13 protein-coding genes and 1 tRNA gene are annotated in these 16,454 nt (G+C 64.5%); 12 read left to right on the forward strand and 2 right to left on the reverse strand.

What is annotated here, in order from left to right; translation table 11 throughout:
• The coding region (locus tag ACD584_RS17185) for a glycoside hydrolase family 97 N-terminal domain-containing protein (protein ID WP_372357317.1) at window positions 1-952 on the reverse strand (952 nt) is incomplete at its 3' end.
• A 242-nt stretch (window positions 953-1,194) separates the two neighbouring features.
• Between ACD584_RS17185 and ACD584_RS17190 the strand changes: the two genes are divergently transcribed.
• The 3 genes from ACD584_RS17190 to ACD584_RS17200 are packed head-to-tail and all read left to right on the forward strand — an operon-like array spanning window position 1,195 to window position 6,535.
• Complete coding sequence (locus tag ACD584_RS17190) at window positions 1,195-3,387, forward strand: Six-hairpin glycosidase-like protein (protein WP_076036787.1); 2,193 nt, start codon at window positions 1,195-1,197, stop codon at window positions 3,385-3,387.
• Window positions 3,384-4,862 carry an MFS transporter gene (locus ACD584_RS17195; protein WP_076036788.1) on the forward strand — a complete coding sequence of 493 codons (1,479 nt, stop codon included), beginning with the start codon at window positions 3,384-3,386 and terminating at the stop codon, window positions 4,860-4,862. The genes ACD584_RS17190 and ACD584_RS17195 overlap by 4 nt, the downstream gene beginning before the upstream one ends.
• Window positions 4,859-6,535 (forward strand): alpha-amylase family glycosyl hydrolase, encoded by a 1,677-nt coding sequence (locus ACD584_RS17200; RefSeq protein ID WP_372357318.1) that lies wholly within the window; start codon window positions 4,859-4,861, stop codon window positions 6,533-6,535. The genes ACD584_RS17195 and ACD584_RS17200 overlap by 4 nt, the downstream gene beginning before the upstream one ends.
• 236 nt (window positions 6,536-6,771) lie before the next feature.
• Here ACD584_RS17200 and ACD584_RS17205 read toward each other — a convergent pair whose 3' ends face one another.
• Window positions 6,772-7,896, reverse strand: a complete 1,125-nt coding sequence (locus ACD584_RS17205; RefSeq protein WP_175611627.1) for a LacI family DNA-binding transcriptional regulator — start codon at window positions 7,894-7,896, stop codon at window positions 6,772-6,774.
• 329 nt (window positions 7,897-8,225) lie between these two features.
• Between ACD584_RS17205 and thrS the strand changes: the two genes are divergently transcribed.
• From thrS to ACD584_RS17250, 9 genes are all read left to right on the forward strand, one after another.
• Entirely contained in the window at window positions 8,226-10,130 is a 1,905-nt protein-coding gene (gene thrS / locus ACD584_RS17210; protein ID WP_076036790.1) for a threonine--tRNA ligase, read from the forward strand.
• A 48-nt stretch (window positions 10,131-10,178) separates the two neighbouring features.
• Window positions 10,179-10,721 (forward strand): translation initiation factor IF-3, encoded by a 543-nt coding sequence (infC, locus tag ACD584_RS17215; protein ID WP_070690874.1) that lies wholly within the window; start codon window positions 10,179-10,181, stop codon window positions 10,719-10,721.
• A 240-nt stretch (window positions 10,722-10,961) separates the two neighbouring features.
• Window positions 10,962-11,159 (forward strand): 50S ribosomal protein L35, encoded by a 198-nt coding sequence (rpmI, locus tag ACD584_RS17220; RefSeq protein WP_002811096.1) that lies wholly within the window; start codon window positions 10,962-10,964, stop codon window positions 11,157-11,159.
• A 10-nt stretch (window positions 11,160-11,169) separates the two neighbouring features.
• Window positions 11,170-11,529, forward strand: coding sequence for a 50S ribosomal protein L20 (rplT, locus tag ACD584_RS17225; protein ID WP_011037598.1), 360 nt, complete (start codon window positions 11,170-11,172; stop codon window positions 11,527-11,529).
• Window positions 11,530-11,827: 298 nt separating this feature from the next.
• On the forward strand, window positions 11,828-12,838 hold the full coding sequence (pheS, locus tag ACD584_RS17230; protein ID WP_076036791.1) for a phenylalanine--tRNA ligase subunit alpha: 1,011 nt from the start codon (window positions 11,828-11,830) through the stop codon (window positions 12,836-12,838).
• 122 nt (window positions 12,839-12,960) lie between these two features.
• The gene (gene pheT / locus ACD584_RS17235; protein ID WP_076036792.1) at window positions 12,961-15,336 is read left to right on the forward strand and encodes a phenylalanine--tRNA ligase subunit beta; all 2,376 of its coding nucleotides are present in this window, start codon (window positions 12,961-12,963) and stop codon (window positions 15,334-15,336) included.
• A gap of 20 nt (window positions 15,337-15,356) precedes the next feature.
• A complete protein-coding gene (locus ACD584_RS17240) occupies window positions 15,357-15,656 on the forward strand; it encodes an integration host factor subunit alpha (protein WP_002811076.1) in 300 nt (99 codons plus the stop codon).
• Window positions 15,637-15,993: a MerR family transcriptional regulator gene (locus tag ACD584_RS17245; protein WP_005995911.1), complete on the forward strand. Its 357-nt coding sequence runs from the start codon at window positions 15,637-15,639 to the stop codon at window positions 15,991-15,993. Before ACD584_RS17240 ends, ACD584_RS17245 begins: the two co-directional genes overlap by 20 nt.
• A gap of 60 nt (window positions 15,994-16,053) precedes the next feature.
• Window positions 16,054-16,130 (forward strand) — tRNA-Pro (locus tag ACD584_RS17250).
• Window positions 16,131-16,454: the final 324 nt, after the last annotated feature.

Genomic DNA, 16,454 nt, shown 5'->3' on the forward strand with positions numbered 1-16,454 from the left:
CGGTGGCCCAGGTCTGCTGGTTGAGATGCATCGACCACCACACGCCGACATATTTGGATGGTTTGACCCAGCTGACATCGCCCAGGGCATTGGGTTCGTTGAGGTTGAGAATGAGGTTGGATTCGACCAGGCCGGTGGCCTGATCGGCGATCTGCAGCGTGCGCCACGGGGTATCGAAGGGCAGGGTGCGGCGTACCTTCCAACCCTCGGCGGCGGGCGAGAGGTGGGCACGCAGCCGCTGCCCTTCGGTACGGCGCAGCCACATGCCGGCGTAGTCCACCAACGCGGCTTCGTGCAGCGCCACGTGCAGCCCGTTGCGGCTGCGCAGCGTGAGCGGCGTATGCGCCAGCGCCACTTCGTTCAGCGGCGTGCGCTGATACAGGTATTCGTAGTGGATGGGCTCGCCGGCGGGGATCCACCACGCCTCGGAAGGCTGCGCAATGGCGAACTCGGTGACTTCTTCGTCGATGATGGCTTCGCGCAGACCGGCTTGCGCAGGGAAGTGATAGCGCAGGCCGAGCCCGTCGTCGTACACACGCACGATCACATCGAAGCGCCGTTGCGCGCCCTCGCGCTCGCCAAGGCTCACGCGCAATTCGTTGTAGTGGTTGCGCACCCGCCGGGTTTCGCCCCAGGGTTGTTCCCAGGTGTCATCGTGGCTGCTGCGCGCCTGCGACAGCACCTGCAGGCCGCGATCCAGACGCCCATCGCGCAGCTGAAATCCCAGCCGCGAGCGCTCCACCACCGCTTCGCCCAGCCGCTGCACACGGTAGTAGGGTGTGCCGCCATCCACTTCCACGGTCACCTGCAAAATCTTGCCGGGTGAAGCGACGTCGATCGCATCCTCGGCCTGGGCAGTGGCAGCGGCGCCGCCCAGTGTGGCGATCACCAGCAGGCGCGCGATCCACGCCGCACCCAATGTCGAGCGTGCTCGACGTGAAGACAGCGGCATATCCCCTCCCAAGGTCACCGTTGCACAAGCGCCGACTATGCCGCGCCGTTGCGTGCAGGCGTTGTGCTGCGCGCGGCGTGTGGCCATGAATACGTATGCAGGGGTGCGGAACCGTGGAGTGCGGCACTACCATGTTGCCCACGGTACCTGGGAGGGGCCGCGGCCGTGGCAGGCACTGCCACGCATCACAACGCGTGCAACGAGGGAGGGAGGCCGACGGCGCAAGCTGTCTCGCCGCTTCGATGCTGAAGATGATCTGCATGGCAGCGACGCTGGGCGTCGCCGCAAGTTCGCCGGTAGCGGCCGATGAACTGGAGTTTCAAGGACGCCGGGCGCAAGCGCAGGCGTTGGACGATGGTGGCTTTTTGTTGCGCTGGCCGCAGGGCGAACGGCGCATTCCCGCACAACCGATGCGCACCGACACCGCCAGCCCGGTGTTCGATGGGTTGTTCGCGCTGGCGCAACAGGAACTGGCCGACGACCGCGTGGAGGCGATCCGCGATCCCGCTTTCAATCACGGCAAGCCGGTGGCCTGCGCGTGCTTTGAAACCGGCGAGCGCTGGCCGTATGTGTGGACGCGCGATGTGAGCTTTGCCGCCGATCTCGCGCTGGCGCGGCTGGAACCGGAGCGCACCCGCACCTCGCTGCGATTCAAGCTGTCGCAGGCGCGCGATGGGCGCACGCCGGGCCTGTTTGTTGCGCAGGACACCGGCTCCGGTGGCAGTTGGCCGATCAGCAGCGACCGCGTGGTGTGGTTTCTGGCCGCACGCGGCCTGCTCGATGATCGCGCGTTTGCCGACGAAGTCTGGGCCGCGTTGCAGGCCACCGTGGCACAGGACCGCGATGCGGTCTTCGATGCGGATCTGGGTCTGTATCGCGGTGAAACCTCGTTCCTGGACTGGCGCGAGCAGACCTATCCTGCATGGACGCGCGAGGATGTGCGCTTCATCGCCGAATCCTTCGCGCTGTCCACCAATGTGCTGCATTACCAGGCCCTGCGCCTGGCCGAGCAGCTGGCGCGGCAGCGTGGCGATGCGCGCGCCAGCGAATATGCGCGCTGGGCCGCGCAACTACGGCAGGCCATCGATACACGTTTCTGGGACGCAACACAGCAGCAGTACGTCAGCTACCTCGGCAGTGCGGCGCACCCGGTGCGCTACGCCAAGGTGGACATGCTGGGGCTGTCGCTGGGCGTGCTGGCCGATGTGTTTCCCCCCGAGCGCGCGCGTGAGGCGATGCGCCGCTATCCGGCCGTGGCCGGTGGCACGCCCGTGGTGTGGCCGCAGGAGCGCATGCAGCCGATCTATCACAACCGCGCGGTGTGGCCGTTTATCAGTGCCTATGCGCTGCGCGCCGCGCGCACGCTCGACAACGCACCGCGGATTGCACTCGAACTGGAATCGCTGATGCGCGCAAGCGCGTTGGCCGGTTCCAACATGGAAAACTACGAGATGCAGTCGCTCGCCGTGCATGTGGAGGAGGGAGCGCGCAGCGGCCCAGTGGTCAATTCGCCACGGCAGCTGTGGTCGGTGGCCGGGTACCTGTCAGCGGTACTGGAAGGTGTATTCGGCGTTGCCGCCGATGGCAGTGTGACGCCCAAACTGCCGCGTTCGCTGGTGCCGCTATTGTTCGGCGACCGCACCCAGATCGTGCTTGAACAGGGGGCGCGGCGCTACGTGTTGGTACGCCCCGAAGGCCGCGATGCTGACAGCGATCTGCTGGTAGCCGGGCGCATCGAACATCAAGGGCAGACCACGCGTGTGCAACTGGTTGGCCGTGCCGCGCAGATGCAGGAACCACCGCGAACTACCCAGGTATTCGCGCCGGAAACACCGCCTGCGCCGCGTGTTCAACCGCATGGCGATGGCCTGCGCGTTGCCATTCCCGCTGGCACCACGCTGTATCTGGATGGCCGCGCGGTAGAGGCCAGCACACGGTTTGACCTGAGCGACGACGGCCTGCTGCACGACCTCAGCCTGACCCGTCGCGCTGACGGTCTGGAGTCACTACATAGCCCCACGGTCACCGTTGGCCCGATGCAGGCGCTGCCCGGCGCTGCGCAGTGGGCGTGGCAACCCGCACGTGCCGGGCGTCACCGCATCGCACTGCGGTATCGCAATGACAACGGCCCGATCAATACCGGCGTGACCGCTGCGGTGAAACGGTTGCAGCTGGAGTGCCCGGGCCATCCGCCGCAGACCCGCACCATCGTGATGCCGCATAGCGTGGGTGAGCAGGTGTCCACGCACGTGGTGTTCGATGTGTCAGCACTGCAGCGCTGTACGCTGCGTCTGGCGGAAGGCTTCAACATGAGCGCACTTGCGCATTTTGCCGCGTACAACGGCGGGCGCGGCGGTGAGGATGGTGTGCGGAATCAAGCCACGGTGAGCGCCTTGTTGGTCGGGCCGGTCGCCGCGGTGGGGGCGGTGCCATGAAGGCCAAGCCAACGCTGAGTTTCTGGCAGATCTGGAACATGTGCTTTGGATTCCTCGGCATCCAGTTCGGGTTTGCACTGCAAAACGCCAATGCCAGCCGCATCTTCCAGACGCTGGGCGCGCAGGTCGACGATGTGCCCGGGCTGTGGATTGCCGCGCCGCTGACCGGGCTGATCGTGCAGCCCATCATCGGCTATCTCTCCGACCGCACCTGGACAGGTTGGGGCCGCCGCCGGCCGTACTTCATGATCGGTGCGGTGTTCACCACGCTGGCGTTGCTGGTGATGCCCAACGCGCCGGTGCTGTGGATCGCAGCCGGCACGCTGTGGGTGCTGGATGCGTCCATCAACATTTCGATGGAACCATTTCGCGCCTTGGTCGGTGACCAGCTGCCGGCCGAGCAACGCCCCAGCGGCTACGCGATGCAGAGCTTTTTCATTGGCGTCGGCGCGATCGTAGCGAGCTTTCTGCCGTGGCTGCTGACGCGCTGGGGTGTGGACAACACTGCACCTGCCGGCGAGCTGCCCGACAGCGTGCGCTACGCGTTCTATCTAGGTGCGGCGGTGTTGTTCCTGTCGATCAGCTGGACGGTGCTGCGCACGCGCGAATACAGTCCGGCCGAGCTGGCGGCGTTTGAACCGGCGCCGGCACCGGCCGCCGCGCAACTGGCCGCCACCGATCAACCCAGCCTGCAGGCCAGCGTGCTGTGGTGTTTGAGCGGGTTGCTGCTGGCCGCTGCCATCGCCTGGCAGCACGGCGATCGCATGTTGTACGTGCTGGCGGGCCTGTGCGTCGCGTACGGCGCACTGCTGGCGTTGGCGCGCGTGCTGCCGCGTGGCGGCATGCTGGTGGCAATCATGCACGATCTGCGCCACATGCCGCAGACGATGCGGCGCCTGGCCTGGGTGCAGTTCTTTTCGTGGTTTGCGCTGTTTGCGATGTGGATCTACACCACCGCGGCAGTGACGCAGGTGCATTTCGGCGCGCGCGATACCGTGTCGGCCGCCTACAACGACGGGGCGAACTGGGTGGGTGTATTGTTCGGCGCCTACAATGGCTTTGCCGCGCTCGCCGCCATCGTCATCCCGCTGACGGTGCGTGCGATCGGGCTGCGCTGGAGCCACCTGTGCAACCTTTGGCTGGGTGCGGCGGGGTTGTTGTCGATGCTGGTCATCCGCGACCCGCACTGGCTGCTGCTGTCGATGCTGGGCATTGGTTTCGCCTGGGCCTCGATCCTGTCCTTGCCCTATGCGCTGCTCTCCGACAGCGTGCCCGCCGCCAAGATGGGCGTGTATATGGGCATCTTCAATTTCTTTATCGTGATTCCGCAATTGGTTGCCGCCAGCGCCCTGGGCTTCGTGCTCCGCGTGTGGCTGGGCGGGCAACCGATCTACGCGCTGGCGATCGGCGGCTTAAGCCTGATCGTGGCCGGTGTGTGCGTGGTGCGGGTCCCCGTCGCCCAGGGAGGGCAATGATGCGCAGCGTCTTGATGGCAGCCATAGTGCTTTGGTCGGGGGCAGCCTGCGCTGCGCCTGCATCCGGTGATTACTACGGCACCCTGGAACCGTTCGCCGCCGATGCGGTGTATTTCGTGGTCACCGATCGCTTCGTCAACGGCGACACGGGCAACGATCATCGCGACCAGGGCGGCGCACATCGCAGCTTCGATGTGCCCACACCGTGCGACGGCGGCGTGGGCGACAACATCGGTTACCTCGGCGGCGACTTCAAGGGCATCGTCGATCATGCCGACTACATTCGCGGCCTCGGCTTTGGCGCGGTGTGGATCACCCCGATCGTCGACAACCCGGACGAAGCGTTCACCGGTGGCAAGCCCATCACCTGCGAGAGCACGCTCAGCGATCACGGCAAGACCGGTTATCACGGCTATTGGGGCGTCAACTTTTACAGGCTCGACGAACATCTCCCTAGCCCTGGCCTGGATTTCGCCGGGTTCACGCGCGCCATGCACGCCAATGACCTGAGGGTGGTGCTGGATATCGTCGGCAACCACGGCTCGCCCGCCTACAGCATGCCGGTGGCGCAGCCCGGGTTTGGCAAGCTCTACGACGCACAGGGCCGCTTGGTTGCCGATCATCAGAACCTCGCACCCGCACAGCTGGACCCGGCGCACAACCCGTTGCACGCCTTCTACAACACCGGCGGCGGCCTGGCGGAATTGTCGGACCTCAATGAAAACAACCCGGCCGTGCTGGACTATCTGGCCGGTGCCTACCTGCAATGGATGGAGCAGGGCGCCGATGCGTTTCGCATCGACACCATCGGTTGGATGCCGGACCGCTTCTGGCATGCCTTCGTGGCGCGGATCCGCGAGAAACGCCCGGGCTTTTTCATGTTCGGCGAGGCCTTCGATTACGACCCGGCCAAGATCGCCGGCCACACCTGGGCGCGCAACGCCGGCGTCAGCGTGCTGGACTTTCCGCTCAAACAGCAGCTATCCGCCGTGTTCGGCCACACCCAGGCCGGCTTCGAACAACTCGCCACGCCGCTGTATCTGCGCAAAGGCCCGTACGCCAACCCGTACGAGTTGATGAGCTTCTACGACAACCACGACATGGCGCGCCTGGATGCCAGCGATACCGGCTTCATCGATGCGCACAATTGGTTATTCACCGCGCGCGGCATTCCGGTGATCTATTACGGCTCGGAAACCGGCTTCATGCGCGGGCGCGCCGAACACGCGGGTAATCGCAATTATTTTGGCGAAGAGCGCGTCCGCAACGCACCGCAGAGTCCGATCTTCGGCCCACTGCAGCGCATTGCGACCTTGCGGCGCAATACCCCGGCCATGCAGCGCGGCGTGCAGGTAGATCTGCAGTTGCGCGGCAACCAGGCAGCGTTCCTGCGCGTTTACCAGCATGCGGGCATGACGCAGACCGCGTTGGTCTTGCTCAACAAGGGCGACGCGGCGGCGGATATTGCGGTGTCCCGCTTGCTGCAGCCCGGCAGCTGGCGCGACGCCTTCAATGGCGAGCAGGTGCAGGTGCAAGGTCGCTTGACGCTGCAGGTGCCGGCGCATGGCGTACGCGTGCTGCTGTCAGATGCGCCGGTGACCGACGTCGCCCTACGTAAGCAGCTGGACGCACAGATGGCGGACCAGGCCGAGCGCGATGCACGCAACAAGTAGGGGCGCGCCAGCGCGCGATGCGGCGTTATCGGTGACGCCTCATCGCGCACAAGTGCGCTCCTACAACGCAGTGAGTCGGCCGCGTTAGAGCGTCAACAGGTCGCGACCAACAACGATGGCGACTCATCCGAGCACCAGCGATGAATGCTCCAACGATTCCCGATTCCCGATTCCCGATTCCCGATTCCCGATTCCCAATTCCCAATTCCCAATTCCCAATTCCCAATTCCCAATTCTCAGCGCGTCGCGCTCCCGCTCGCCACCTTCCCGCGCAGCCCATCGCTGGACTCCGCAGCGGTCGACGGGTTCCAACCCAATGGCGGCTGCAAGCCACTGCTGGTCGACGACTCGCGCACCGCCAGCCGAACCGGGATTGTGCGGCTCTGTGCAGCGTCACCACGAATCAGCGCCACCAGGCTTTCGACCAACAGGGCGCCGGCCTGCTTGGTGTCCTGTTGCACGGTCGATAGCGCTGGCGCCACCGAGGCAGCCAGGGCGATATCGTCGAAGCCACTGACGGCCACGTCCTGCGGCACGCGCAGCCCGCGTTCGCGCAGTGCCCGCATCGCGCCGATCGCAATCAAATCGCTGGCCGCGCACACCGCGTCGAATGCCTGCCCGCTGTCGAGTAGCGCCAGGCACGCGGTGTAACCGGACAGCTCGGTGGTGATCGCATCGAACTGCAGCGCGGCATCCGCCGCCACACCCTGTAACGCCAACGCTGCGACATGTCCGCGATAACGTTCCTCGAACTCGGGGTAATGGTTGGAGGCGTGGCCGAGAAATGCGATCCGCCGGCAGCCCTGCGCGAGCAGGTGCTCGGTGATGTCCAGCCCGCCCTGATAGTTATCGCTGCCGATCGAAATGCCCGGCTGGCCCGGCAGCGCCGCGCCCCAGCGTACGAAGTGGGTGCCTTGTTCGACCAGCAGCTGCAGCCGCTGGCGTGATTCCTGATAATCGCCGTAGCCGAGCAGGATGATGCCGTCGGCCTTGTTGCTGTCTTCGTAATCGGCCTGCCAATCCTTGGACAGCTGCTGGAACGACACCAGCAAGTCGTAGCCCTGCAGCGCGCAGGCACGGGTGATCGAGCCCAGCATCGAGTGGAAGAACGGGTTGATCAGCGAGTCATCGGCGGTGGGGTCTTCGAAGAACAGTAGCGCCAGCGTGCCGGCGTTGCGCAGCCGCAGCGAGGAGGCGTTCTTGTCGACCTTGTAGTTCAGCTCGCGGGCAATCCGCAGGATCCGCTGGCGGGTGTCCTCGTTCACCATCGGGCTGCCGCGCAGGGCGCGCGAGACGGTCGGTTGCGAGACGCCGGCCAGGTAGGCGATATCCAGCGAGGTGGCTTTACCCTTGATGGTCATGATCGGCAACGGCAGGACAAGTGGCCGGCATCATGCCATGCGCCCGCCGGGCCCGTGCTGCCACGCGCATCGGCCCGCTGATTGGTTTACCATTCGCCCCAGACACCCTTGCGAGAAGGTGGCCCGCGCCCCGCGCCGGCCGAGCGTGCGACATGAGCACTAGCCCTGCCCACCGCTGATCCCGACCGGCGCCAGACCGCAAGGCGCCCACGCGGCGCTTTTTTTGCGCCTGACTTCTTCGCCTGACCCTTTCGAGCCTGTCCCCGCGTGGACGGATCTCTCACTGCAGCAGCCACCGGCTGCGGCCAGACCAGACCCTATCGTTGCCCATGATCACCATTACGCTTCCCGACGGCAGCCGCCGCGAATTCGATACTCCCGTGTCCGTCATGCAGGTCGCCCAGTCGATCGGCGCCGGCCTGGCCAAGGCCACCATCGCCGGCCAGGTGGACGGCCAGCTGGTCGACGCCAGCGACCTCATCGAACATGACGCCAGCCTGCGCATCATCACCGCCAAGGACGCCGAAGGCGTGGAGATCATCCGCCATTCCTGCGCCCACCTGGTCGGCCATGCGGTCAAGCAGCTGTACCCGGACGTCAAGATGGTGATCGGCCCGGTGATTGCCGAAGGCTTCTATTACGACATCTACAGCGAGCGCCCGTTCACGCCGGAAGACATGGCGGCGATCGAGCAGCGCATGCAGCAACTGATCGCGCAGGACTACGACGTGATCAAGAAGGTCACGCCGCGCGCCGAGGTGGTCGAGGTGTTCGCCCAGCGCGGCGAGGAGTACAAGCTGCGCCTGATCGAGGACATGTCCGGCGACATCACCGCGATGGGCCTGTACTACCACCAGGAATACGTGGACATGTGCCGCGGCCCGCACGTGCCCAACACGCGCTTCCTCAAGGCCTTCAAGCTGACCCGCATCTCCGGCGCCTACTGGCGTGGCGATGCCAAGAACGAGCAGTTGCAGCGCATCTACGGCACCGCCTGGGCCGACAAGACGCAGCTCGACGCCTACATCCTGCGCATGGAAGAAGCCGACAAGCGCGACCACCGCAAGATCGGCAAGGCGCAGGACCTGTTCCACCTGCAGGAAGAGGCCCCCGGCCTGGTGTTCTGGCACCCCAAGGGCTGGTCGCTGTGGCAGGTGGTCGAGCAATACATGCGCAAGGTCTACCGCGACAGCGGCTATGGCGAGGTGCGCTGCCCGCAGATCCTGGACGTGTCGCTGTGGCAGAAATCCGGCCACTGGGACAACTACCAGGACGCGATGTTCTTCACCGAATCGGAGAAGCGCACCTACGCAGTCAAGCCGATGAACTGCCCCGGCCACGTGCAGGTGTTCAATCAGGGTCTGCACAGCTACCGCGACCTGCCGATCCGCTACGGCGAGTTCGGCGCCTGCCACCGCAACGAGCCCTCCGGCGCGCTGCACGGCATCCTGCGCGTGCGCGGCTTCACCCAGGACGACGGGCACGTGTTCTGCCTGGAATCGCAGATCGAAGCCGAAGTGACCGCCTTCCATCAGCAGGCGTTGGCGGTCTATACCGCCTTCGGTTTCGACGACATCCAGATCAAGATCGCGCTGCGCCCGGAAAAGCGCCTCGGCGACGATGCGACCTGGGACAAGGCCGAGGCCGCGCTGCGCAGCGCGCTGGGCGTGTGCGGCGTGGAATGGCAGGAGCTGCCGGGCGAGGGCGCCTTCTACGGCCCGAAGATCGAGTACCACCTCAAGGATGCGATCGGCCGTACCTGGCAGCTGGGCACGATGCAGGTCGACTTCATGATGCCCGGCCGCCTCGGCGCCGAGTACGTGGACGAGCACAGCCAGAAGAAGCATCCGGTCATGCTGCACCGGGCGATCGTCGGTTCGATGGAGCGTTTCATCGGCATTTTGATCGAGCACCACGCCGGCGCGTTCCCGGCCTGGCTGGCTCCGGTCCAGGTCGTTGTCGCCAACATCACCGACGCTCAGGCTGAATATGTGGACTCGGTTCGGAAAACCCTTGCAAATCAAGGCTTCCGTGTCAGCGCCGATTTGCGTAACGAGAAGATCGGTTATAAGATTCGCGAGCATACGCTGCAACGCGTGCCATATTTGCTCGTGGTTGGTGACCGCGAGAAGGAAAATGGCGCGGTCGCCGTGCGGACGCGTTCGGGAGAAGACCTCGGAACCATGACGGTTTCGGCCTTCATCGAACGCCTGCAGGCAGAGCAGGCAGCGTGAGCCAACCCCGGCCGGTCTGGATGATCCGGATGCGCCGGTTCGATTCCCCTGGGAGATTGCAATATCAGTACCCCTGACAACAAACAGAACCGCAAGAACCAAGAAATCCGTGTACCGCGCGTTCGCGTGATCGGTAGTGACGGTGAGATGGTCGGCGTGTTGTCGCGCGACGAAGCGCTCGCCAAGGCCGAGGAAGAAGGCCTGGATCTGGTCGAAATCCAGCCGCAGGCCGATCCGCCGGTCTGCAAGATCATGGATTTCGGCAAGTTCAAGTTCGAGCAGCAGAAAAAGGCCAACGAGGCCAAGAAGAAGACCAAGCAGGTCGAGATCAAGGAGCTCAAGTTCCGTCCGGTTACGGACGAGGGCGACTACCAGATCAAGCTGCGCAACATGCGCCGTTTTCTGGAAGAGGGTGACAAGGTCAAGGTCAACATCCGTTTCCGTGGCCGCGAAATGAGCCATCAGGAACTGGGCCGCGAGATGGCGGCACGGATCGAGGCCGATCTGGGCGAAGACATCGTCATCGAGTCCCGTCCGCGCCTGGAAGGGCGGCAGATGGTCATGATGATCGCGCCCAAGAAGAAGATCTGATCCTGCGCCGCGGCGGGCCCGAGAGGGTCCGCCCAGGCGGCGACAGCGACGATTTGCAAGAATTCCCGGCAACGGGCATACTGCGCGGCCCGGTTTTGCCGGGGAGCTGTGCAAGCAGTACCAGGACCTGTCCTGATCGTGTTCGATCAAGGGCTTACAAGCAGGCAAGGGCAAGGATGGAAAGCGTGGCCACAAGGCTGCCGCCCGTGTCAGTGACAAAACACCATCAAGGACATAGCAATGCCCAAGATCAAGACCAACCGGGCGGCGGCCAAGCGTTTCCGCAAGACCGCCTCCGGCAAGTACAAGTGCGGCCACGCAAACCGTAGCCATATCCTCACGAAGAAAGCGACCAAGCGGAAGCGCAACCTGCGGCAGACGAATCACGTCCGCGCCGAGGATGCTGGCCGTCTTGACCGTATGCTTCCCTACCTCTGAGGACTGACCCATGGCACGAGTAAAGCGTGGCGTACAGGCGCGTCGCCGCCACAAGAAAATTCTGACCCTGGCAAAGGGTTACTACAACGCACGCCGCAAGGTGTTCCGCGTTGCCAAGCAGGCCGTCATCAAGGCACAGCAGTACGCCTACATCGGCCGCAAGCAGAAGAAGCGTAATTTCCGTTCGCTGTGGATCACCCGCATCAACGCGGCTGCCCGCATCAACGGCTTGAGCTACAGCCGTTTCATGAATGGCATGCTCAAGGCTGGTATCACCCTGGACCGTAAGGTACTGGCTGATATCGCCGTGCACGACGCCGCCGGCTTTGCCGCGCTGGCCGAGAAAGCAAAGGGCGCGCTGGCAGCGTAAATGCAGGTCCCTCTGCAGGCCTCGCACCTGTGTGCGGACGCTTGAAGAGAGAGTCCACATCAGCAACCCGCACCATGTGGGTTGTTGAAAAGGACAAGTCATCGCAAGTCATTGCATCGTCGTGTGCAGGGCTTCGGTGAGGGAAACGCAGATATGCAGGGGGAAGGGCGCGAGTCCTTCCCCTTTTGCGTTTCAGGGAGCGGCCACCGCAGCAACGCGCGGTGCGGCTTCCAGGTGTGCAAGGCGGCCCGGTGCAGTCCGGGAGTTCGTTCGGCTGAGCAGGTGAGGCACGAAGGCAATGAGTGAGATTCAATCCCTGACCGCGCAGGCGTTGGCCGATGTTGCTGCCGCGCAGACGCCGGACCAGCTGGAAACGCTGCGCGTCGCGCTGCTGGGCAAGAACGGCAGCATCACCGCCCAGCTCAAGCAGCTCGGCACGTTGCCGGTCGACCAGCGTAAGGCGGCTGGTGAGGCGATCAACCTGGCGCGCGATGCGCTGACCACGGCGTTGGCCGAGCGCAAACAGGTGCTCGAAACCGAAGCGCTGGACGCCCGTCTGGAAGGTGAGCGCATCGATGTGACGCTGCCCGGTCGACGCGGTGAGCGCGGCGGTCTGCATCCGGTGACGCGGACCCTGGAGCGCATCGTCGAGATCTTTGCGCGGCTGGGTTACGAGTTGTCCGACGGCCCGGAGATCGAGGACGACTGGCACAACTTCGAAGCGTTGAACTTCCCGCCGCATCATCCGGCGCGTGCCATGCACGACACGTTCTACTTCGGCGATGGCCGCCTGCTGCGCACGCATACCTCCGGCGTGCAGGTGCGTTACATGGATACCGCCGTGGCCACCAAGAGTGGCCCGCCGCTGCGCATGATTGCGGCCGGCAAGGTGTATCGCTCCGATTCGGATCAGACCCACTCGCCGATGTTCCATCAGGTCGAAGGCCTGCTGGTGGACGAGCATTCCAACTTCGCCGACCTCAAGGGCACCTTGTCCGAGTTCGTGCGTGCGTTCTTCGAGCGCGACTTCGAGATGCGCTTCCGGCCCAGTTATTTCCCGTTCGTTGAGCCTGGTGCGGAAGTAGATATCGCCTGGCAGCAGCCCGATGGCAGCACCCGGTGGCTGGAAGTGCTTGGCTGCGGCATGGTGCACCCGAACGTGTTGCGCAGCGTCGGCATCGATCCGGAGCGCTACACCGGCTTCGCCTTCGGTCTGGGCGTCGAGCGCTTTGCGATGCTGCGCTATGGCGTCAACGACCTGCGTGCCTTCTTCGAAAACGACGTGCGGTTTCTCAGGCAGTTTGCTTGAGGGCAGGGAATCGGGAATAGAGAATCGGAGTAGCCAAGCGCGCTCCTGGCTCACCTTCCAGATCCCCGAAGACCTCCCGCTGTTGCGATTCCCGATTCCCTATTCTCTTTTCCCGGCTCCCCATGAAATTCTCAGAAAATTGGCTACGCAGCCACGTTCCGATCCAGGCGAGCCGCGAGGAGCTTGCTGCGACGCTGACGGCCATTGGCCTGGAAGTCGAAGAGGTCACGCCGCTGGGTGATGCGCTGGGCCAGGTGGTGGTGGCGCGGATCATCGCGGCGGTGCGCCATCCGGAGGCTGATCGCCTGCAGGTGTGCAGCGTCGATGCAGGGCAGGGCGAGTTGCTGCAGATCGTCTGCGGTGCGCCCAATGCGCGCGCTGGCCTGGTCGCGCCACTGGCCCTGGTCGGTGCGCAGATCGGCGAGCTGACGATCAAGGCGGCCAAGCTGCGCGGCGTGGCGTCCAATGGCATGTTGTGCTCGGCCAAGGAGCTTGGCCTGGATAGCGATGCCTCGGGCCTGTTCGAACTTCCTGACGACGCGCCGGTGGGCCAGGCCCTGGCCGAGTATCTCGGTTTGCCCGATGCCAGCATCGAAATCAAGCTCACGCCCAACCGCGCCGACTGCTTCAGCGTGCGCGGTATCGCCTTCGACGTGGCGGCTGCCTGCGCCAGCGAAGTCGTCGCCTTTGATGCGGCCGCCGTGGCGCCGGTGTCCACGCGCACGCTCGCGGTCGAGCTCAATGCCGGCAGCGAGGCGCCGCGCTATTGCGGGCGGGTGATCGAGGGCATCGATCCTGCGGCGACCACGCCGGTGTGGATGGCCGAGCGTCTGCGTCGCAGTGGCGTGCGCCCGGTGTCGTTGCTGGTGGATATCACCCAGTACGTGATGCTGGAGCTCGGCCAGCCGATGCATGCCTTCGACCTGGATACCCTGCATGGGCCGGTTGGCGTGCGGCGCTCGCGTGCCGGCGAGCAACTGGCATTGCTCGATGGTCGTGAGGTCACGCTGGACGACAGCTTCCTCACCATCACCGACGCAGATCGCCCGGTGGCACTGGCCGGCTTGATGGGTGGGCTGGACACGCGCGTCACCGACACCACGCGCAATGTGTTTCTGGAGTCGGCGTACTTCGATCCGGCCGCGATCATGGGTCGCGGCCGCAAGCTCGGTCTGCACACCGATGCCGGCCATCGTTTCGAGCGTGGCGTGGATCCGGCGCTGGCACCGCAGGCGATCGAAGTCGCGACGCGCTTGGTGCTGGAGCTGGCCGGCGGCGTGCCCGGGCCGGTGGTGGACGCCGCGCTGCCGCAGCATCTGCCGCAACCGGCGTCGATTCTGTTGCGGCGTGCGCGCATCGCGCGCGTGCTCGGTATCCAGATCGACGATGCGGACGTGGTGCGGATCCTGACCGCGTTGGGCATGCACGTCGAGACGGTTGCAGAAGGCTGGCAAGTGACGGCGCCGAGCCGCCGTTTCGACATCGCGATCGAAGAGGACCTGATCGAAGAGCTGGCGCGCATCCACGGCTACGACCGTGTGCCGACCACCTTGCCCGGTGGCGCCAGCCGCATCGCCATGCCCAGCGAAACGCAGCTGGACGAGCTCAGCGTGCGCCGCCAGCTGGTGGCGCGCGAGTTGCAGGAAACCATCAACTACGCCTTCGTCGATGCCGCATTGCTGGAGCGCTGGCAACTGACCGATGGCGTGGTGCCGCTGGCCAATCCGCTGAGCGCCGAGCTTGCGGTGATGCGCCCGCGGTTGTTGCCGGGCCTGGTGGCCACCGTGGGGCGTAACGTTGCGCGGCAGGTCGGGCGGGTGCGCTTGTTCGAACTGGGCAAGGTGTTCTCCGCTGCAGGCCCTGGTGATGCGCCGGTCGAGTCGCAGCAGGTGGCTGCGGCTGTCTGCGGCGATGCACTGGCGCTGCAATGGGGTGAGCCTGCGCGCAAGGTCGATTTCCACGATCTGAAGGGCGATTTGCTGGCCCTGGCTGCGGCCAGCGGCGCGGTGCTGGAATTCCAACCGTCCACGCAGCCATTCGGTCACCCGGGCCGGTCCGCCGACATCTATCGCGATGGGGTATGCATTGGCTGGATCGGCCAGGTGCACCCGCGCCTGGCCAAGTCCCTGGACATCGACGTGGACGTCATCGCGTTCGAGCTGCAGCTTGCGCCGCTGGTGAAGCGGGCGCTGCCACGTGCTGGCGAGCTGTCGCGTTACCCCTCGGTGCGTCGCGACCTGGCTTTTTTGGTGCCGGATGCAGTGAGCTGGGCGGCGCTGTCTGCAAGCGTGCGCACCAGCGTCGGCCCGTTGCTGCGCGAGGTGCAGTTGTTCGACCGGTATGTGGGCCAAGGGGTCGAGCCAGGTTTCAAGAGTCTGGCTATGGGCTTGATTTTGCAGGATAACTCGCGCACTCTCACCGACCGGGACGTGGATGCGGTCGTCGCCGATGTGGTGGCCGTGATCGAGCGCGAACATCGCGCCCGGATCCGGGGTTGAGGCGGTAACAGGGGATTGGCATGGCATTGACGAAAGCGGAGATGGCCGAGCGTCTGTTCGACGAAGTCGGCCTGAACAAGCGTGAGGCGAAGGAATTCGTCGACGCGTTTTTCGATGTGCTGCGCGATGCACTGGAGCAGGGCCGTCAGGTGAAGTTGTCGGGCTTCGGCAACTTCGATCTGCGGCGCAAGAACCAACGGCCCGGTCGCAATCCCAAGACCGGTGAGGAAATTCCGATTTCGGCCAGGACGGTGGTGACCTTCCGCCCCGGCCAGAAGCTCAAGGAACGGGTGGAGGCTTATGCTGGATCCGGGCAGTAATCGCGAGCTACCGCCGATTCCGGCCAAGCGCTACTTCACCATCGGTGAGGTGAGCGAGCTGTGCGACGTCAAGCCGCACGTGCTGCGCTATTGGGAAACCGAATTTCCGAGCCTGGAACCAGTCAAGCGGCGCGGCAACCGACGCTACTACCAGCGGCACGATGTGCTGATGGTGCGGCAGATTCGTGGCCTGCTGTACGAGCAGGGTTACACCATCGGGGGCGCGCGTCTGCGTCTTGAAGGGGATGGGGCCAAGAGCGAGTCAGCGCTGAGCAATCAGATCATCAAGCAGGTGCGCATGGAGCTTGAAGAAGTCCTGCAGCTGCTGCGACGCTAGGAAAGCGCCGCATAAAGCCGCTATAATCGCAGGCCGCCTCAGGGCGGGACGCAACATCTTCGGGGTATAGCGCAGCCTGGTAGCGCACTAGTCTGGGGGACTAGTGGTCGTCGGTTCGAATCCGGCTACCCCGACCAAACAACAGGCCCATGTCGCAAGATGTGGGCCTTTTTGTTGCGTCGCAACATGTCAGTTCGATGGCATTCCAGGCTATGCCGCTATGCGCAACGGCATATTGCAAGGCGGCATATGCAAGTCCTGTGCGCAATTATTTTGCGGTTCAGGCTGCTACAGGTCGGGATCAGCAGGCGTCCGTAAGTGCCCGGAAACGCTAGAGTTCGTATGCTGAGAATGGCGACCCGGGTCACGCTCTTTTAACGTCGAGGCGACGAACTTGAATCAATAGGCCAACGCCGTCAAAAAAATGGCGTGTTGTGCCTTGCGATGTGTTCGTTCTATGC

It is taken from the genome of Xanthomonas sp. NCPPB 2922 (assembly GCF_041520885.1).
In the GTDB taxonomy this organism is placed as follows: Bacteria; Pseudomonadota; Gammaproteobacteria; order Xanthomonadales; family Xanthomonadaceae; genus Xanthomonas; species Xanthomonas campestris.